Source organism: Parasphingomonas halimpatiens, from assembly GCF_036663795.1.
Classification (GTDB): domain Bacteria; phylum Pseudomonadota; class Alphaproteobacteria; order Sphingomonadales; family Sphingomonadaceae; genus Sphingomonas.
This window is the reverse complement of record NZ_JAXOJP010000015.1, coordinates 1-18581: the sequence shown is the minus strand read 5'-3', so window position 1 is coordinate 18581 and position 18581 is coordinate 1. Positions and strand designations below refer to the sequence as shown.

The following is an 18581-nucleotide window of genomic DNA, read 5'->3' as shown; positions in this document are numbered from 1 at the left end:
GACTGTCATGCGGTCCCCGTGGCGTCGCATCGGCTGCGCAGCGCGACATCGGCGAGCGACGCACAAATTTCCGGCGATCCGCCACAGCAATCCTGCATGAGATACTCCAGCAGTGCCGTCATGTGCGCATAAATGGCGGTGTAGATGATCGACCTGCCCTCACGCCGGCTATCGACCAGGCCGGCATTGGCCAGGATGGTCAGATTGGCGGACAGAGTATTGGGCGGCACCCCCATCCGGCGCGCAATCTCACCGGCCGGAAGGCCATCGCGGCCGGCCTGAACCAACATGCGGAAAACGGATAAGCGCCCCTGATGGGCCAGGGCCGACAGGGCGTTAACGGCAGTCTTCATTTCCATTACTCATCTGTAGCGGAAATGACGATACCGGCAATGCGATCTTGCCTTGTCCGCACCATTTCTCACCACGTTTTTGCGGTCGTTCTGGGACGCGCCATTCATCGGATAGCGCGCGTTGCCGCTATCGCCTCGTCCCGGCGCTGAGCTCGAACGAGCCCGCCCTACCTTTCGCGAAGCTTTGCTCACAGGCGCCGGTTTCGGCGACCTTGAACGGGCACTTCAGCGCCGGAGCCGATATCGAAACGATCAAAGGTGCCCTGTTGGCATTCTTCACGTCGCATGACGCCCGCAACAGATTTGCATCGCTGTAATGGTCGTGACCGGCATCGAGGATACGGTTGAGCGATTCGCCGCCAGGCCTGACGATGTGGCAGATTATTTCCCAATTTCCCTGACCGGTTGCCGAGAGCGTGTTCACCGCCGCCGGGGCGTCCGCTGCATCGGCCGGGGCCGCCGACACGACCGCCGCCAGAATGATCGTCCACATCTTCATAGCATCCTCCCTCATATTCATTGCTTCTATATTTCCACGATATCAGAATCAATGAACATAAGATAGGGAAGTTTTGGGCCTGAACCTCCCGCCGCGACGCCGGCTGACGCGCCGATCGAATGTCCCGACAAAGCAAAAAGGCTCCGGCGCGATCGCGCCGAAGCCCTTGCTCTACGTTGGCAATAGCCCGCGTTCCTCAGGTCAAAGACCCCGGCACCGAAGCGCCGGGGTCCCTTTCCCCCTTTTAACCGATCAGAACTTCGCGGCGACCTCGAGACCCCAGGTCCGCGGCGCGTTGAAGTTGGCATAGTCGCCGAGGATACCGCCATAGTTGGTCGATACCAGCGTCGCGCCGTTATAGTTCAACACCGGCGAAGAGTTCGCCGACGAGCGACGGTAGATATAGGTCCGGTCGAGCAGGTTGCGCGCCCACACCGAGAGGGTGACCTTGTTATGATCGTTAACCGCGATATCGGCCAGTGCCAGGCGGCCATTCACGACGAAGCTCGAGTCGGTCTTGGTCGATTCGAGCTGGAAGCTGTACTGGCTGCTCGCATAGTTGGCATCGAGATGAAGGCGAACCTTCGTCCCTGCATCGCCGACCGGGATGCTGTAATCGATCGAGCCCGAAGCAGCGTGGTTCGGCGTGTAGACGATGTAGAGCTGCTGCGGCAGACCACCGGTGATCGAGTTCACCGCCGATGGAGCCTTCCAGTAGGTATAGGCATAGGAGGCGGTCAGCGTCAGGTCCTGCATCGGCTTGACCGTCAGGTCAGCTTCGATGCCGCGAATCTTGCTGGTGCCGGCGTTCTGGGTCTGCTCGATGTGCGAACCGGCCGTCGGGCTGCCGCCCGTGGTGTCGAACAGATCGAAGTCGAACTGGGTGTTGCTACGGTCCATGATGTAGCCGGCGATGTTCAGGCGGGCCTTGTGCTCCCAGAAGTCCATCTTGGCGCCGATTTCGTACGACTTCACCGACTCAGGGCCGAAGGCGTTGAAAGTCAGCGAGCGGTCATTCGCACCGCCGGCGCGGAAGCCGGTGGCATATTTGGCGTAGAGATGGATGTCGGGCGTGGCGTCGAACGCGATGTTGAACATCGGGTCGAAGCGGCTGACGCTGTTCTCAAAGGCGAACGGCTGCAACGCGTTGTTGACGACCAACAACCGACCATGGCGCTTGTCCTTGGTCCAGCGGCCGCCGGCGGTGATGTGAACGCTGTCGAGACCATCCGGCGTGTAGGTCACATTGCCGAACAGCGAGTAATTGTGGTCGGAAGCCTCGCTGTCACGGGTGATGAACTGGCAGCTGTTCGGGAACAGCGTGGTCAGGGCATTGATGCAGGCCGGGTCGGTCTGCTGATAACCCGAGTTGTTCCCGGAGTTGACGTTACCGGCGAAGATCGGGCTGCGGATGGTGTAGGCGGTGCCGTTGATGTTCCACTGGTTGGTCAGCGGGGTCGCGGCATATTCCGTCGCATGCTCGGTGAAATAATAGGCACCGATGACATAGTCGAACTGCGGAATGCTGCCGACCGCCTGGAATTCTTGGCTGAACTGATGCTGGCGCAGGAACGAGAGGCTGTAGCGGCTAAAGAAGCCGTTCGCGCCCGTCGTGTTCGGCGAGAAGGAGCTGCGCTCCGGACCGCCGGAGTTGTCCCACTGGTCCGTCTTGACGCCGCGCCAGGCGGTGATCGAGCGAAGCTCGAGCCACGGCGCTACCTTGTAGCGTATATTGGCCGAGAAACCGTGGGTGATGTCGACGCTGGGCTGCTGCGGCACACCGACGTCGGCAACATATTGGCGCTCGGGATGAACGCCGACGATCGGTGCCTTGGGCGCGATGCAGATGGGCGTCGCGGCGCCGGCGGCAATGGTGCCGCCGCAGGCCGTACCCGCGATGCCGGCAGGCGTGCCCGGAAGGAAGAGCTGCGTGCCAACGGCGCCGGTCAACGGGTTGGTGAAGGTGCCGACCGTATAACCGTTCGGATTATAGCTGACGAGCTGGCTGTAGTTGGGCGAGTTTTCGTCCTTCGCATAATCATAGCCGAAGTCGGCAGTGAGACCTTCGACCGGCTTCCAGCGCGCCGCGACACGGCCGCCCTTGCGATCGTAGAAGTTCCAGCCGGTCGAACCCGAGAGCGGGTTCTTCACCGTCGGATCCTGATGCTGATACACACCGTCGAACTTCAGCGCGATATTGGCGTAAGCCGGCAGGTCGAGGTGCAACTCGCCATTGCGGCTGCCGTAATTCCCGACACCGGCCACGACGCGCCCACCGAACTCGCCGGACGGCGCCTTGGTGACCAGCGACAGCGCGCCGCCTTCGGTGTTACGACCGAACAGCGTGCCCTGCGGGCCCTTCAGCACTTCGATACGCTCGATATCGAACAGCGCCGAGTTGAGACCCTGGGTTTTGCCGAGGGCGATGCCGTCGATATAGACGCTGACGCCACCGTCACGCGCGGTCTGGTTCTGGTCGTACGGGACGATGCCGCGAATACCGATCGTCAGCGCGGACTGGCGCGCCTCGAAGGTTGCGATGCGCAGCGACGGAACCGAGCCGTCGGCGAGGTTGAACAGGCTGAGAACGTGGCGATCCTGGATCGCTTCGCTGCTAAGCACGCTGATCGAGATCGGCGTCTTTTGCAGGTTGGTTTCGCGACGAGTCGCGGTCACGACGATGTCGCCGATCTGGCTCGCGTCGGGCGCATCGGCCGCAGGCTGCGCGGGCTCGGCAGCGGCGGGAGCCGGCGCCGGCGCTTCCTTGGCGAACGCCGCCGTCGCAGTGGTGGCCAGCAAGGCGCCGCCCAGCATCAGGTGCAGGCGAAAACGGTGAGAGCGCATTTTGAAGATCCCCTTCGGTCAGGACTCGATGTCCTGCTACAAGGGGGCCGCTAGAGCCGCTTTGGGTCACTAATGTTACGTTCAGCGACACGTAACTGTCACATTCACTGCGCCCCTCTGCAATATGATGACTGGCGAAGAAAAAAGGGTTCTCCGGTGTGGCCAAAAGCCCACAACCGAACCGCGGTTACATCAAATCACCGTCAAAACGCGCCAGGAATTTCGCTGGCAGTAGGCTCGATTCTGCGTCGTAACGATCTTGCAGGGTCGGCCCGAGTCGTAACGACCCGCCGATCGGCGATGGTGGGCGCGACAGGGATTGAACCTGTGACCCCACCCGTGTGAAGGGTGTGCTCTACCGCTGAGCTACGCGCCCATCGCTCCGATGCGCCGTCTGTGGCGCATGCCGCGATGTTGTTGCGGGCTTTCCACCAACGCAACGGGGCGACGTCGCCGCCGCCCCTTGTTCAGTCGCCTTAGGACAGGCGGCGAAGACTTGTCCAGCCCCGTCGCCGCCGATCGACGCGAAATCAGTTGACCGCGTCCTTCAGGCCCTTGCCGGCCTTGAACTTCGGCTGCGTCGAGGCCTTGATCGTCATCGGCTCGCCGGTACGCGGATTGCGCCCGGTCGAAGCCTTGCGCTTCGACACCGAAAAGGTGCCGAACCCGACGAGGCGAACCTCGTCACCCTTTTTCAGCGCCGCCGAGATCACATCGAAGACCGCCTCGACTGCCTTGCTGGTGTCACCCTTGCCCAGCCCGGATACGTCCGCGACCGATGCGATCAATTCCTGTTTGTTCATGCCTTCAGACCCCCGTGTAACGAAACTGCTCGAATGAGTCGCGGCGCAAGGCCGAACCTCCAATAAGGCCGGTCAATAACCCGCTGTCAAAGAAAAATGTCCTGATTCGAGCCGTTCGCTACACGAAAAGAACGTTGATCAAAGCTTGATCAATGATGAACGCCGCCGCCGATCGGCGCGACCCCGACGGGCGGCTGCGCCGCGAGATCGTCCGCCTCGCTCCAGTCGATCGCCTCGAGCGGTGCGGTCAGCGCCAGGCGCAGCACCTCATCGACATGGCTTACCGGGATGATCGTGAGGCCCTCGCGAATGTTCGCGGGGATCTCGGCGAGGTCCTTTTCGTTCTCCGCCGGGATCAACACGGTCTTGATGCCACCGCGCAGCGCGGCGAGCAGCTTCTCCTTGAGGCCGCCGATCGGCAGCACGCGCCCGCGCAACGTCACCTCGCCGGTCATCGCCACGTCGCGGCGCACCGAAATACCCGTCAGCGTCGACACGATCGACGTGACGATGCCGATTCCGGCCGAGGGACCGTCCTTGGGCACCGCGCCTTCGGGCAGATGGATGTGGATGTCCTTGCGGTTGAAGATGCTCGGCTTGATCCCGTAGGTCGGGCTGCGCGCCTTGATGTAGCTGAACGCGGTCTCGATCGATTCCTTCATCACGTCGCCGAGCTTGCCGGTGACCTTGGCGGCGCCCTTGCCGGGCACGGTGACGCTCTCGATCGTCAGCAATTCGCCGCCGACCTCGGTCCAGGCGAGACCCGTGACCGCGCCGATCTGATCGTCTTCCTCGGACAAGCCATGGCGGAACTTCTTCACGCCGGCATAGTCGGCAAGATTGTCGGGCGTGATGACCACGCTCTCCATCTTGTTCTCAAGGATGCGGCGCAGCGCCTTGCGCGCCAGCCGGGCGATCTCGCGCTCGAGCGTGCGCACGCCGGCTTCCCGCGTATAGCCCTGGATCAACGCGCGCAGGCCCTCGGTCGTCAGGACGAATTCGCCCTCCTTCAGGCCATGCGCCTCGATCTGCTTGGCGATCAGGTGGCGCTGCGCGATCTCGACCTTCTCGTCCTCGGTATAGCCTTCGAGCCGGATGATCTCCATCCGGTCGAGCAGCGCCTGGGGCAGGTTGAGCGTGTTCGCGGTGGTGACGAACATGATGTCCGACAGATCGATGTCGATCTCGAGATAGTGATCCTGGAACTTGCCGTTCTGCTCCGGGTCGAGCACCTCGAGCAGCGCCGAGGCCGGATCGCCACGGAAATCCTGGCCGAGCTTGTCGATCTCGTCGAGCAGGAACAGCGGGTTGGACGTGCCGGCCTTTTTGAGATTGGTGACGATCTTGCCCGGCAGCGAGCCGATATAGGTGCGGCGGTGGCCGCGAATCTCGGCCTCGTCGCGCACGCCGCCGAGCGACTGACGCACGAACTCGCGCCCGGTCGCCTTGGCGATCGACTTGCCAAGGCTGGTCTTGCCGACGCCCGGTGGGCCGACGAGGCACAGGATCGGCCCCTTCAGCTTGTTGGTGCGGGCCTGCACCGCGAGATATTCGATGATCCGGTCCTTGACCTTCTCGAGCGCGTAATGGTCCTCATCGAGCACCGCCTGTGCCGCGACGATATCCTTTTTCAGCTTGGACTTCTTGCCCCAGGGCAGGCCGAGCAGCACGTCGAGATAATTGCGCACGACGGTCGCCTCGGCGGACATCGGCGCCATCGTCTTGAGCTTCTTGAGCTCCGCCGTGGCCTTGGTGCGGGCTTCCTTCGACAGCTTGAGCGTGGCGATCTTCTGGGTCAGCTCGGCGACTTCGTCGGCCTCGCCTTCCTCGCCATCATTGCCCAGTTCGCGCTGGATCGCCTTGAGCTGCTCGTTGAGATAATATTCGCGCTGCGTCTTCTCCATCTGGCGCTTGACGCGGCTCTTGATCTTCTTCTCGACCTGCAACACGCCAAGCTCGCCTTCCATAAAGGCGAAGACCATCTCCAGCCGCTTGGCCGGATCGCGCTCGACCAGCAGCGACTGCTTGTCGGCGACCTTGATCGCGATGTTGCCGGCGACCGCGTCGGCGAGTCGCGACGGATCCTCGATCTCGCCGAGCTGCACCGCGGTCTCGGCGGGCAGCTTGCGGTTGAGCTTGGCGTAATTTTCGAACTGGTCGATCACCGAGCGCATCAGCGCGGCGATCTCATGGCTGGCCGTTGCCAGTTCTTCCTCGCCCTCGCCGCCCTCGAGCATCGTCACGTCGGCGACGAGATAGCCATCCTTGGGCGCGACGGCTTCGAGCTGCGCGCGCAGCTTGCCTTCGACGAGCACACGCACGGTGCCGTCGGGCAGCTTGAGAAGCTGAAGCACCGAAGCGGTGACGCCAATGTCGTAGAGATCGTCGCGATCGGGATCGTCTTCGGCCGGGTCGAGCTGGGCGACGAGGAAAATTTCCTTGTCGGCGGCCATCGCCGCTTCCAGTGCCGCGACCGACTTGTCGCGACCGACGAACAGCGGCACGATCATATGCGGGAAGACGACGATGTCGCGCAACGGCAGGACGGGGTAGGTGTTGGTCATGAATGCTCCGGAGGCGCCTGAACGCAGCGCCGATCTTTCCTTATATGGTGACGGAAACGCTTCCATCAATCGTCGTGCGTTGATCTGGGCGGCAACGGCGTTTTTGGCAATCCCCGCGCATGCCCGCAATGCGCGCGCGCCGACCGCCGATCCGGTCGCGCGCGCCCGCGCGGCGATGGGCGGCGCGGCGCTGCTGACGCGTGTCAGGGCGATCGGCTGGAGCGGCACGGCTCGGGTGATGACTGCCGGGCGTCCGCTCGCGCTCGGTGTGGAAACGCGGATCGAGCCGTTCGTCCGGGCCCGCACCGACAGCTGGCTGATCGAGGAGGGGCGCGTGGAAAAGCGCACGCTGATGATCGAGGGGCAGCAGGGCTTCGTCGTCTTCAAGGGACGACAGGTCGCGCTTGCGCCGGCCGAGGCCGAGCATGAACGCCAGCAATTCGGCATTTACGGCCATATGCTGCTCGCCGGCACGGCGATGCCGCGCGGCGCCGCGATCATGTCGGTGCGTGCCGGTTACCCCGATGCGTTGCTTGCGCCGGGTCGCGACGGCATGCCGTCGGTTGCGGCCTATGTCATCGAGTCCCCCGACTCGACCGGCACGCTGCGTGAGCGCTTCACCTTTTCGGGCAGCGTCACCGACCAGGGTCTGCACTGGCCGCAGCGCATCGCGATGACGCGCAACGGCGCGGCCTTTTCCACGCTGACCATCGACGAGCTGAGCGTGGAGTTATCCGGCACATGATGCGCCGCCTGCTGGCCACCGCCTTGCTGTTGCTGACCGCCGCTTCGCTGCCCGGCAAGGGCGAACCGCCGCTCACCGAACAGACCCGCCGCTCGGGCGGGGCGATCGACCCCGACCAGGCGAGGCTGCGCTTCGACGCCGCCGATCTGCGCTTCGAGGTGCTGCCCGAGACTGAATCGATCGATGCGACCGCGACCCTCCGCTTCACCGCGCGCGCACCGCTCGACCGGCTGGTGATCGATCTCGACCGCAATCTCGGGCCACGCACGGTGGCGATCGACGGGGTGCCGCTGCCCGCCTCCGCTTTTGCCAACCCGGAAGGGCGGCTGACCATCACCCTGCCCCACCGCATTGCCGCGGGCGGCACGGTGACGGCGACGATCGGCTATGGCGGCACCCCGCACATCGCGGTGCGCGCGCCGTGGGACGATGGCATGGTCTGGTCGAAGACGCCCGACGGCCGCCCCTGGATTGCCAGCACGACCGAAGGATCGGGCTGCGACCTGCTCTGGCCGTGCCTCGATTTTCCGACCGGCGAGCCCGAGGTCGTCACGCTGCACATCACCGTGCCCGAGGGTCTGAAGGCGCCCTCCAACGGGGTGCTGCTCGGGGTCGACACGCTCGCCGATGGGCGCACCACTTGGCATTGGCGGGTGAAGCATCCCAACACCTATGCCATCGCGCTCAACATCGCGCCCTATGAGGTGATCTCGGGCGGCTACAAGAGCCGCTACGGCAACAGCATCCCGCTCTATTACTGGTACCTGCCCGGCGAGGAGATCAAGGCGAAAGCGCTGTTCGCCGAGTTCGCCCCGACGCTTGATTTCTACGAGGCCAATGTCGGCCCCTATCCATGGGGCGACGAGAAGGTCGGCGTGGTCGAGACGCCGCATCTCGGCATGGAGCACCAGACGATCAACGCCTATGGCAATGGCTATCGCAAGGCGCCCGAGGGGTTCGACTGGCTGTTCCAGCACGAATTCGGCCATGAATGGTTCGGCAACCAGCTCACCGCCGCCGACTGGGACGATTACTGGCTGCACGAGGGTTATGCCGAATATATGCAGCCGCTCTACGGCCGCTGGCGCGAGGGCGAGGCGCGCTATGCCACGATGCTCGACGCGCAGCGCAACCAGATCCTCGATCTGCGCCCGATCGTCTCGGGGCAGCCGCGCACCCAGGACGATGTTTATCAGCTCGAGCGCGGCGGGCCCGGTGCCGACATCTATTACAAGGGCGCGTGGATGCTCCACACGCTCCGCAACCTGATCGGCGACCGCGCCTTTCGCGACGTGACGCGGCTCGCGGTATATGGCCGGCTCGATCCCCGCCCGGGCAATTTTCGCCCGCGTTACGGCACCACGGCGGAATATGAGCGCAACGTGCGCCGCGTCACGGGCAAGGATTTCGGCTGGTTCTTCGACGTCTATCTGCGCCAGGCGGCCTTGCCCGAACTGATCGAGACGCGGCAGGGCGACCGGCTCGCGCTGCGCTGGCAAGCGCCAGGCGGTCACCCCTTCCCGATGCCGGTCGAGGTGCAGGTCGACGGCCGTATCGTCCGTGTGGCGATGGCCGGGGGCACGGGGAGCCTGGTCGTCCCGCGACACGCGCATATCGTCACCGACCCGTTCAGCCGCATCCTCAAGCGCTCGCGCGCAATTGAAGACTTTCAGGCGTGGAAGGACAGCGAGGCGCGCAAGACGCAGACGAAGTAACCGTATTGTATATATAACACACTGTTGATATGCGGAGCATGATGAGCATGCTTTTCCATCACGACCCGATCGGCTGGCCCAGCCTCGCGGCGTTCGCCCTGGGGGTATTGATCGGGATCACGGCCGTGTTGCTGGCGCGATTCCGCGCGCAAAAGGCACCCAAGGTTGCCGAGAGCGGGCGCGCCACGATCAGCTGGCTGTGGATCGGCGTGCAGGGCCTTGCCCTTGGGCTGACCGGATTTGGCGCGATCGACGTCGTTCCCGGGGCACCCACGCCGGCGATGCTCGCCCGCGCCGCGCTCGTCCTCGCCCTGGTGCTCACCGCGATCTGGCTGTTCGATTCGGCGTCGCGCACGATGGGCAAAACGTGGAGCCTGGTGGCACGGACCCGCAGCGACCATCATCTCGTCCAGACCGGCCCGTTCGCGCTGGTGCGCCATCCCATCTATGTCGCGCTGTTCCTGTTCATGCTGGCGATGGCGATCGCCTATGGCCACACCGCCATGCTGATCCTCGCAATCCCGATCTATGCGCTCGGCACATGGCTCCGCGTCCGCCAGGAAGAGCGGTTGCTGCGTACGATGTTCGGCGGCGAATATGACGCCTATGCCGCGCGGGTTAAACGCTTCGTGCTAGGGATATTCTGACCCCTAAGGTTGCCGCTGCGCCTCGCGCCACATCGACCAGAAGGGTGGCCCGTCCGTGCCGACGCGCCACTCGCCCGTCAGGTCGAAGCCGATCGCGCGATAAAAGCCGATATTGCGTTCGAGCGGCGTCTCCAGATAGGTCGGCAAGCCCGACCCGGCGACGCGATCGAGACCCGCGCGCACCGCGGCGCCGCCAAAACCCTTGCCCTGCGCGGCAGGATCGCAACCGGCGATGTGCAGATACCAATAATCACCGCGCGGTAGATGCCGGTCGATGGCGTCCGACACCGCCAGCGCGCGCGGCAGCGCGGTGCCGAAGATGCCGAGCATCGGCAACGCCTGTTTCAGCATCGCCCAGTGGCTGGTGCGCGATTGCCCCGGCCCACGCCACATGGTCGCTGCCTCGCCCCCGCCGGTAATGAGGCGCATGCCCACGGCGTCCTCGTCGAACAGCAACGCGAAAAGGCGCGGTAGCTTGCGCGCCCGCACCACGGGATCGGGAAAGATGTAGCTGATCGCCGGATCGTCGGCGAAGGCGCTGGCAAGCAACGCCGCGACCCGCGCACGATCGGCATTGCCGGCGACGCGGGTCGGGACGGTGTCGGTCACGAGTCGGCTTTATGCCGCGCCGGTGCCGGTCTTTTCCTTCTTGCCATAGACGCGGATCGGCTCCTTGCGGCCCTCGATCACGTCCTTGTCGATCATCACCTCGTCGACCGAGTCCATCCCCGGCAGATCGAACATCGTGTCGAGCAGGATGCTTTCGAGGATCGAACGCAACCCGCGCGCGCCGGTCTTGCGATCGATCGCCTTTTTGGCGACCTGGACCAGTGCCTCGTCGGTGAAGCCGAGCTTGACCGACTCCATGTCGAACAGCTTCTGATACTGCTTGACCAGCGCGTTCTTGGGCTCGGTCAGGATCGTCACCAGCGCCGGCACGTCGAGATCCTCGAGCGTGGCGATCACCGGCAGGCGACCGACGAATTCCGGAATCAGGCCGAACTTGAGCAAATCCTCGGGTTCTACCGACTTGAGCGTCTCGCCGGTGCGGCGTTCCTCGGGCGCGGCGACATAGGCGCCGAAACCGATCGACTTGCCCTGCAGGCGGTCGCCGATGATCTTTTCGAGGCCGCTGAACGCACCACCACAGATGAACAGGATGTTGGTGGTGTCGACCTGCAGGAACTCCTGCTGCGGATGCTTGCGCCCGCCCTGTGGCGGCACCGAGGCGGTGGTGCCCTCCATCAGCTTGAGCAGCGCCTGCTGCACGCCCTCGCCCGACACGTCGCGTGTGATCGAGGGATTCTCGGCCTTGCGGCTGATCTTGTCGATCTCGTCGATATAGACGATGCCGCGCTGCGCCCGCTCGACATTATAGTCGGAGGCCTGGAGCAGCTTGAGGATGATGTTCTCGACATCCTCGCCGACATAGCCGGCTTCGGTCAGCGTCGTCGCATCGGCCATGGTGAAGGGCACGTCGAGGATGCGTGCCAGCGTCTGGGCGAGCAGCGTCTTGCCGCAGCCAGTCGGCCCGACGAGCAGGATGTTCGACTTGGCGAGCTCGACATCCGCGCCCTTCTGGCCGTGGTTGAGGCGCTTGTAATGGTTGTGGACGGCCACCGACAGCACGCGCTTGGCGCGCTTCTGCCCGATGACATAGTCGTCGAGCACGTCGCAGATTTCCTGCGGCGTCGGCACGCCACCATCCTTTTTGGAGACCAACGCCGATTTGGTCTCCTCGCGGATGATGTCGTTGCACAGCTCGACGCACTCGTCGCAGATGAAGACCGTCGGTCCGGCGATCAGCTTGCGCACCTCATGCTGCGACTTGCCGCAGAAAGAGCAATAGAGCGTGCTCTTGGAGTCGCCGCCGGTGAGCTTCGTCATTCAAACCATCCTTCGCCCGCCCGGGAAAGGCGCGCTGTTACAGGGGCGTATCCTAGACCGCCCAGCTTACATCCGACAATCAACAAATTCACCTAGCGATGACAGCCTCAATATCGGGTTTACGAACTCGGCAAAATCGGCGGAACGGGATCTTCCGACAGTGCCGGGCGCTTGTCGAACACCTCGTCGATCAGGCCGAACTCCTTGGCCTCGTGCGACGACAGGAACTTGTCGCGGTCCATGGCATGCTCGATCTCGCCGATCGGCTTGCCGGTATATTCGGCATAAAGCTCGTTCATGCGATGCCGGATGCGCAGGATTTCGCGCGCCTGGATCTCGATGTCGGATGCCATGCCCTGCGCCCCGCCCGACGGCTGGTGGATCATGATCCGGGCATTGGTCAGCGCGACGCGCATGCCGCGCTCGCCGGCGCAGAGCAGGAAACTGCCCATCGACGCGGCCTGGCCGATGCACACCGTGCCGACGCGCGGACGGATGTAATTCATCGTGTCGTGGATCGCCATGCCCGCCGTGACGACACCGCCCGGCGAGTTGATGTACATGTAGATGTCCTTCTTCGGGTTCTCGGACTCGAGGAAGAGCAGCTGGGCGGTGATGACCGAGGCCATATGGTCCTCGACGCCGCCGGTGATGAAGATGATGCGCTCGCGCAACAGCCGCGAATAGATGTCGAAGCTGCGCTCGCCGCGGTTCGATTGCTCGATCACGATGGGCACCAGGCCCGCGCTGGTCTGCTGCAGACCGAGCCCGGCCTGCATCAGGGGGCTGGAGAAGTCGCCGGTCTCGAACGGATTGTGCATGTTAAATTCTGGTCCTTATGCCCCGTGGATACGCCCTACATCGGCGCTGGCGGAAGCGAGTTCAAGCCCCGCGCTGCGGTGCCCTATGTGCTAGATAGGCGAGCCGACGCACTTCGCGGCGTCCGCGCACCACCGTATCGAGGATCAATCCGGTAAATGCGTTGAGCGCGGCGAGGATGACAAGTCCCGTAACGAGGATCGCCGTCGGCTGGCGCGGCACGAGGCCGGTGTGGAGATAGGTCAGGACCAGCGGCACCGCAAGGAGCAGCGCGACGAGCCCCAGCACCACGCCGACCGCCCCGAAGAACAGCAGCGGGCGCTCCAGCCGGTAGAGCTGGACGATCGTGTTGAGGATACGCAGGCCGTCGCCATAAGTGCTGAGTTTCGACTCCGAGCCTTCCGGCCGCGCGAAATAGGGCGTCTCGACTTCCGCCACGGGCATTTTCAGCTCGAGCGCATGGACGCTGATCTCGGTTTCGATCTCGAAACCCGCCGACAGGACCGGAAAGCTCTTCACGAAGCGGCGCGAGAACACCCGGTAACCCGATAGGATATCAGTGAAACTCCGCCCAAAAAGGCGCGCGAGCATGCCCGTCAACACGGCATTGCCGAAGCGGTGGCCACGGCGATAGGCCGCATCGGCCTGGGTCACGCGCGACCCGACGACCATGTCGAGATGCTCGTCGAGCAACCGCGCGACGAGCGCCGGCGCCGAGGCCGCGTCATAGGTCGCGTCGCCATCGGCCATGACGTAGATATCGGCATCGACATCGGCGAACATCCGCCGCACGACATTGCCCTTGCCCTGCATCCGCTCGCTGCGCACCACGGCGCCGGCCGCTCGCGCCGCCGCGATCGTGCCATCGCGACTGTTGTTGTCATAGACGTAGATCGTCGCACCCGGCAACGCGGCGCGAAAGCCGGCCACGGTCTGCGCTATCGCCGCTTCTTCGTTATAGCAGGGCAGCAGGACGGCGATGCGGGAGGTCATCGACCTGCCTTAGGCAGGAATCAGCGCCGGTTCGACCCCTTTTGTGGCTTTTCCGCCGACTGAATCAAAACGACGTCGCGGCCCGGGGCAGCGACGTCGCGTTTGATTGCCGAAAAACCAGCGAAATCAGTCCTTCTTCGCTGCGGCCTTCTTAGCGGCAGGCTTCTTGGCCGGTGCCTCATCTGCCTCAACAGCTTCCGCCTTGGGCTTGGCCGCCTTCTTGGCGACAGGCTTCGCCTCGACGGGCTTGTCCTCGGCCGGCGCTGCCACGACGTCCGCTTCTTCAGCATCGGCCTTCTTGGCGGCCGGCTTCTTGGCGGCGGCCTTCTTGGCCTTGGGCTTGTGGTTCTCGTGGTCGTGGCTGTGCGTGCCGGTCGAGAAGCCTTCCTCGCTCTCGATCGCCGCTTCGAGTTCGGCGCGCGTCACTTCGCGATCGGTGATCTCGGCCTTGTCGAACAGCCAGTCGACGACCTTGTCCTCGTACAGCGGCGCACGCAGCTGGGCAGCGGCCATCGGCTCGGACTGGACATACTGGATGAAGCGCTGGCGATCTTCCGGGCCGTACTGCTGCGCGGCCTGCGCGATCAGGCGGTTCATCTCCTGCTGGGTGACCTCGACGCCATTGGCCTGGCCGATCTCGCTCAGCAACAGGCCGAGGCGCACGCGACGCTCGGCGATCGACTTATAATCGTCGCGCTCGGCTTCCATTTCCTTGAGCGCAGCCTCGGGATCGGGCTCGTGCGTCGCTTCATGCTCGAGCTGCTGCCAGATCTGGTCGAATTCGGCGGCGACCATCGAGGGCGGGACCGGGAAATCATGACCCTCGGCGAGCTGATCGAGCAGCTTGCGCTTCATGTGCGTGCGAGTCAGGCCGTTGAGCTCCTGCTCGACCTGGCCCTTGAGCAGGCCCTTGAGCTGCTCGAGATCGGTCAGGCCCAGCGAGGTCGCCAGTTCGTCGTCGATCTTGCTCTCGGCGGCAGTCTTCACCGCGGTGATGACGAGGTCGAAGGTCGCCGCCTTGCCGGCGAGTTCCTTGGCCTGATAGTCTTCCGGGAAGGTCACGTTGATCTGGCGCTCTTCGCCGGTCTTCACGCCGATCACCTGGTCTTCGAAGCCGGGGATCAGGCGACCGGTGCCGATCTCGACCGACATGTCGGTGCCCGTGCCGCCATCGAACGCCACGCCATCGACCTTGCCGGTGAAGTCCATGACGACGAGGTCGCCGGTCTTGGCCTTGTAGGTCGGCTTGGCATCGTCCCAGCGCTTCTGCTGGTCGGCGAACTTCTGCAACTGCTCGGTCACCGCGCTGTCATCCGCCGGCACCGACAGGCGCTCGAGCTTGAGCGCGTCGATTGCGGGGGTCGGCACGTCGGGCAGCACTTCGAGCTCGACCTTGACCTCGGCGTCCTGACCGAGCTCGTAACCGTCATCGAGGCTGACCGATGGCTGGATCGCGGGACGAATCCGCTGGTCGGCGATCAACTGCTGGATGCCTTCCTGGATCGAGCTGTTGAGCGCGTCCTGCATCAGCGAGGGCCCGTGCATCTTGCGCACGAGATTCGCCGGCACCTTGCCGGGGCGGAAACCGGGCATGCGGACCTGCGGCGCGACCTTCTTCAGCTCGGCATCGACACGCTTGTCGATGTCCTTGGCGGTGATCGTCAGGGTGTAGGCACGCTTCAGGCCTTCGTTCAACGTCTCGACAGTCTGCATGATCTCGCTCGAAGCCTTGAATAGAATGGAGTTGCCATGTCCCGTCATGCGCGACGGGACTGGTGCGGGCGAAGGGACTCGAACCCCCACATCTTGCGATACTTGGACCTAAACCAAGCGCGTCTACCAGTTCCGCCACGCCCGCATGGGACACCGCCGGTGGCGGCGCTCTATAGCAGTGATGCGCGCGGGGGCAAGCGCGGCGATCATTTCGTCGCACCGCCCCCCCCCGCGTCATGCTGATAACCTCAGCTCCGGGGGGCCTTTCCCATCACGGCGCTTGCCTGGACCGCACGCGCCGCCGCGATGTCGGCGTCGAAATAATGGATCACGGGTGCCTCGAACGTGATCAAATAGAGCTTGCCGTCGATCACCGCGCCCGTCGCCTCACCCTTGCGGCGGACCTCTTCGCCCTGCACGACGAAACTGTAGGTGAAATGAAATCCGGGCTTGCCGGCGAAAGTTTGCGGCTCGATCGAGTCGATCGCCATCAGCGACGTCCCGACCGACACACGGTAGCTGCTCTCGAACAGCTGCGCGATGTCCGGGATCAGCATCGTCGCGGAGAATTTCGGCAGCGGGTCGGTCTTCTTGCGCGCGTCGCGAAACAACGTCGCGCCATCGGCGATTCCGCCGTAAAAGGTCAGGTCATTGAGCGGCAAGCCGTCGAGCGTCCAGCTCTCCGCATTGCGACCGGGCCGTCCGCTGAGTCGATTCCAGTCCATGCCCGGCGTTACCGTCAGCCCCGATTTGGCGACGGTGACGGCAGTGCCCTTCGGCATGATCTTGTTGGCGATGGCCGGCGTGGCGCCGCCCGCGAGCACCAGAGCCCCCGCGAGCATCAAGCGAGTGAAGCGCTGCATCGATTATCCTCCTGCCATCATGGCGATCAACGCCTTGTCCGAAGCGTCTGGTTTGCGCGTGAGATAGATTTTGAGTGCAGCCTGACCGTCAGCCTGCGCGCCGGAGCGCAGCAGCGACAGGCCGAGGCCACGCCAGCATTCGACCGGCGCATCCGGCGCGGCGCTGGCGCTGCGATAGAAACCGACCGCCGCCGTGAGATCCTCCGGGCGACCACGCGAGCGATAGAGTTCGCCGCGCGCATAGTTCAGGCTTGGCGTCCAGCCTTCCGACGCGAGATTGCCGATCAGATATTCGGTCCCGCCGAAATCGTTGAGCTTTACCTGGTCGTCGATCAGGCTTGCCCACCACCGGCCGAGTGCGGCCTGATATTCGCTCCGTCCGATGCTTGCCGTCGGCGGCACCGTCATTTTGGCGGCCAGGGCGTTCAGCGAGGCTACGCGCTCGGCGCTTGGCGGATGGGTCGCGAACATCCCCCGATCCTTGTCCTTGCGGCTCTTCACCTTGCGCGCCTCGGCCGTTGCATCGGCCTCGGCACGAAACTGTTCCCAGATCCGTCCTGCTTCACGCGGATCATAGCCGGCCTTCGCCATCAACCCCAGCGAGCCCGTATCTGCTTCGGATTCCTGGTCGCGCGAAAACTTGTAGAGCGCGCCGATCTCACCCAGCGCAAAGAGTCCGAGACCGAACACGCTCATCCAGGCGACGGTCGAAGACTTTGATTTCGCCTGGCGGAAAAGGGCCAGCGAGTGGCGATCCTGGTAATGAATGAACTCGTGCGCCAGGACCGCGGAAAGCTGGGCCTCGTTGCGGACACGCAGCAACAGACCAGACCATATCTGCATCATGCCATTGGGCGCTGTCGTCGCGTTGAAATAGGGCGTCCGCATCAAGTAGATGCGAATCTCGCTACAGCGCGGCCCGACCGTCCGGCAGAACACGTCATGCACATAGGCATTGATCGCAGGATCGTGAATGACGAAATTCGAGGTCCTGACCTGTCGCTCGGACTCTTCCATCTCCATCCAGAGACCGCGTTCATCCTTGTCCTGCGGTTGATAGGCACCCTGCGCATCGGCGGGTTGTACCGACGCCTGCGGCGCGGGAAGCGGAAGTTGCTGCGCCGGGGCAACAGAACTCGTTACCAGCGCCGCGATCGCGCAGCCGAGCGCGCACCGACGAACGATCATTTCGTCGCAGCGGCGGCCGGCGTTGCGACCGGAGCGACCATGCCGGGGAACCCGTTGAGCAGTTGGCGGACGCGCTTATCGGCCCCTTCGGCGGTCCGTACGTCGCCGCCCATCTGCGGGTCCGCGTTGAGCCAGATCACATCGCCGGTTTTCAGGTCGACAAGGCCGGCATAACCGATATGCACACCCGGCGCGATCGAAACACCCATCAGCGCGCCAAATATTTGCGCTGCCTTGCGGCCGCTCGAGCCATAGGCATCGTAGGTGAAAACGAACAGGGCATAGTCCGCTCCCGTCATCTTTGCGATCCGCGACACCCCGTCACCCAGGGTATAATCGAAAACCTCGCCCTTCTTGGTCGGCAAGCGATTGCCCGGAAACAGCTTATATGTCTGGATCGAGTTTGCGACTGCGGTGAACAGGGATTTATATTCGGCAAGATAAGCGCCGTCATCGCCTTGCGGGTCTGCCGGGAACTCGATTTTTGCGCCAGATACGGAATTGTTCCGGCGCAGCGACTCCTCGATCAACTGGCGCGCAGCGGCGGTCCAATCCGCGTTCGGCTCGTCGATGCTACCCGTGGTCAGCGTACCGACATGCACGTCGGGACGGAATACCACCACGGTCGCCGGGTGGTCGGTCGGGAAAACGAAGCCCGGCTTGATCGCGAAGCGTTCCTGGGCTGAAGCACCCGCCGGAAGCAGGCACAGCAATGCCGCCAACGCCGCCAAAAACCGAATATGCATGCGACCCCCGATAGCATGGGGGACCCCCTCCCCCTTTCGATCCATCTTGCCCGCGCCGCCGCCAGTTGCAAGAGGGATTTTCAAGGTAATACCAGCGGGCGAAAGGACTGACTCTGCGGGGATTCCCAAGAGGTTGATTTTCTGATTCGATGCGGAAGTGTTGGATTGGAGGCGGAGATGTCTGGGATCACGATTACGCGAC

Annotated in this window: 16 protein-coding genes and 2 tRNA genes; 3 read left to right on the top strand and 15 right to left on the bottom strand. The window is 63.8% G+C overall.

The genetic code is table 11. The annotated features are described in order from the left end of the window. Nucleotides 1–5 precede the first annotated feature (5 nt). The 6 genes from U1839_RS15355 to lon form a co-directional block, all read right to left on the bottom strand. Nucleotides 6–359 carry an ArsR/SmtB family transcription factor gene (locus tag U1839_RS15355; RefSeq protein ID WP_332804484.1) on the bottom strand — a complete coding sequence of 118 codons (354 nt, stop codon included), beginning with the start codon at nt 357–359 and terminating at the stop codon, nt 6–8. 121 nt (nt 360–480) lie between these two features. Then, nucleotides 481–852, bottom strand: a complete 372-nt coding sequence (locus U1839_RS15350; RefSeq protein ID WP_332804483.1) for a hypothetical protein — start codon at nt 850–852, stop codon at nt 481–483. Between the two features lie 252 nt (nt 853–1104). Then, nucleotides 1105–3696 (bottom strand): TonB-dependent receptor, encoded by a 2592-nt coding sequence (locus U1839_RS15345; RefSeq protein WP_332804482.1) that lies wholly within the window; start codon nt 3694–3696, stop codon nt 1105–1107. Between the two features lie 301 nt (nt 3697–3997). Then, nucleotides 3998–4072: transfer RNA gene (locus U1839_RS15340), tRNA-Val, on the bottom strand. A gap of 154 nt (nt 4073–4226) precedes the next feature. Then, the gene (locus U1839_RS15335) at nt 4227–4499 is read right to left on the bottom strand and encodes an HU family DNA-binding protein (RefSeq protein WP_281126308.1); all 273 of its coding nucleotides are present in this window, start codon (nt 4497–4499) and stop codon (nt 4227–4229) included. Nucleotides 4500–4648: 149 nt separating this feature from the next. Further along, nucleotides 4649–7063, bottom strand: coding sequence for an endopeptidase La (gene lon, locus U1839_RS15330; protein ID WP_281126309.1), 2415 nt, complete (start codon nt 7061–7063; stop codon nt 4649–4651). 103 nt (nt 7064–7166) lie between these two features. On the opposite strand from lon, the gene U1839_RS15325 reads away from it, so the two are divergent. From U1839_RS15325 to U1839_RS15315, 3 genes are read left to right on the top strand one after another with little or no spacing between them, the layout of a single operon-like run. Continuing rightward, nucleotides 7167–7808 carry a hypothetical protein gene (locus U1839_RS15325; RefSeq protein WP_332804481.1) on the top strand — a complete coding sequence of 214 codons (642 nt, stop codon included), beginning with the start codon at nt 7167–7169 and terminating at the stop codon, nt 7806–7808. Further along, nucleotides 7805–9523, top strand: a complete 1719-nt coding sequence (locus U1839_RS15320; RefSeq protein ID WP_332804480.1) for a M1 family metallopeptidase — start codon at nt 7805–7807, stop codon at nt 9521–9523. Before U1839_RS15325 ends, U1839_RS15320 begins: the two co-directional genes overlap by 4 nt. 41 nt (nt 9524–9564) lie before the next feature. Next, the gene (locus tag U1839_RS15315) at nt 9565–10170 is read left to right on the top strand and encodes a methyltransferase family protein (RefSeq protein ID WP_332804479.1); all 606 of its coding nucleotides are present in this window, start codon (nt 9565–9567) and stop codon (nt 10168–10170) included. Nucleotides 10171–10173: 3 nt separating this feature from the next. Here U1839_RS15315 and U1839_RS15310 read toward each other — a convergent pair whose 3' ends face one another. The 9 genes from U1839_RS15310 to U1839_RS15270 form a co-directional block, all read right to left on the bottom strand. Next, nucleotides 10174–10779 carry a GNAT family N-acetyltransferase gene (locus tag U1839_RS15310; protein ID WP_332804478.1) on the bottom strand — a complete coding sequence of 202 codons (606 nt, stop codon included), beginning with the start codon at nt 10777–10779 and terminating at the stop codon, nt 10174–10176. A 9-nt stretch (nt 10780–10788) separates the two neighbouring features. Next, nucleotides 10789–12057, bottom strand: a complete 1269-nt coding sequence (gene clpX / locus U1839_RS15305; protein WP_281126316.1) for an ATP-dependent Clp protease ATP-binding subunit ClpX — start codon at nt 12055–12057, stop codon at nt 10789–10791. A 119-nt stretch (nt 12058–12176) separates the two neighbouring features. Beyond that, the gene (clpP, locus tag U1839_RS15300) at nt 12177–12878 is read right to left on the bottom strand and encodes an ATP-dependent Clp endopeptidase proteolytic subunit ClpP (protein ID WP_332804477.1); all 702 of its coding nucleotides are present in this window, start codon (nt 12876–12878) and stop codon (nt 12177–12179) included. A 61-nt stretch (nt 12879–12939) separates the two neighbouring features. After that, nucleotides 12940–13869, bottom strand: a complete 930-nt coding sequence (locus U1839_RS15295) for a glycosyltransferase family 2 protein (RefSeq protein WP_332804476.1) — start codon at nt 13867–13869, stop codon at nt 12940–12942. A gap of 126 nt (nt 13870–13995) precedes the next feature. Next, on the bottom strand, nt 13996–15582 hold the full coding sequence (tig, locus tag U1839_RS15290) for a trigger factor (protein ID WP_332804475.1): 1587 nt from the start codon (nt 15580–15582) through the stop codon (nt 13996–13998). Between the two features lie 60 nt (nt 15583–15642). Continuing rightward, a tRNA-Leu gene (locus U1839_RS15285) sits at nt 15643–15727 on the bottom strand. Between the two features lie 103 nt (nt 15728–15830). Further along, the gene (locus tag U1839_RS15280; RefSeq protein ID WP_332804474.1) at nt 15831–16445 is read right to left on the bottom strand and encodes a hypothetical protein; all 615 of its coding nucleotides are present in this window, start codon (nt 16443–16445) and stop codon (nt 15831–15833) included. Nucleotides 16446–16448: 3 nt separating this feature from the next. Beyond that, nucleotides 16449–17633 (bottom strand): M48 family metallopeptidase, encoded by a 1185-nt coding sequence (locus U1839_RS15275; RefSeq protein WP_332804473.1) that lies wholly within the window; start codon nt 17631–17633, stop codon nt 16449–16451. Beyond that, nucleotides 17630–18581: hypothetical protein (locus tag U1839_RS15270; RefSeq protein ID WP_332804472.1), on the bottom strand; the 952-nt coding region annotated here is incomplete at its 5' end. The genes U1839_RS15275 and U1839_RS15270, both read right to left, overlap by 4 nt.

Bases quoted from the DNA above. Each gene is read 5' to 3' on its own strand.
- U1839_RS15355 (WP_332804484.1), bottom strand. From the start codon at position 359: ATGGAAATGAAGACTGCCGTTAACGCCCTGTCGGCCCTGGCCCATCAG.
- U1839_RS15350 (WP_332804483.1), bottom strand. From the start codon at position 852: ATGAAGATGTGGACGATCATTCTGGCGGCGGTCGTGTCGGCGGCCCCG.
- U1839_RS15345 (WP_332804482.1), bottom strand. From the start codon at position 3,696: ATGCGCTCTCACCGTTTTCGCCTGCACCTGATGCTGGGCGGCGCCTTG.
- U1839_RS15335 (WP_281126308.1), bottom strand. From the start codon at position 4,499: ATGAACAAACAGGAATTGATCGCATCGGTCGCGGACGTATCCGGGCTG.
- lon (WP_281126309.1), bottom strand. From the start codon at position 7,063: ATGACCAACACCTACCCCGTCCTGCCGTTGCGCGACATCGTCGTCTTC.
- U1839_RS15320 (WP_332804480.1), top strand. From the start codon at position 7,805: ATGATGCGCCGCCTGCTGGCCACCGCCTTGCTGTTGCTGACCGCCGCT.
- U1839_RS15315 (WP_332804479.1), top strand. From the start codon at position 9,565: ATGAGCATGCTTTTCCATCACGACCCGATCGGCTGGCCCAGCCTCGCG.
- clpX (WP_281126316.1), bottom strand. From the start codon at position 12,057: ATGACGAAGCTCACCGGCGGCGACTCCAAGAGCACGCTCTATTGCTCT.
- clpP (WP_332804477.1), bottom strand. From the start codon at position 12,878: ATGCACAATCCGTTCGAGACCGGCGACTTCTCCAGCCCCCTGATGCAG.
- U1839_RS15295 (WP_332804476.1), bottom strand. From the start codon at position 13,869: ATGACCTCCCGCATCGCCGTCCTGCTGCCCTGCTATAACGAAGAAGCG.
- tig (WP_332804475.1), bottom strand. From the start codon at position 15,582: ATGCAGACTGTCGAGACGTTGAACGAAGGCCTGAAGCGTGCCTACACC.
- U1839_RS15280 (WP_332804474.1), bottom strand. From the start codon at position 16,445: ATGCAGCGCTTCACTCGCTTGATGCTCGCGGGGGCTCTGGTGCTCGCG.
- U1839_RS15275 (WP_332804473.1), bottom strand. From the start codon at position 17,633: ATGATCGTTCGTCGGTGCGCGCTCGGCTGCGCGATCGCGGCGCTGGTA.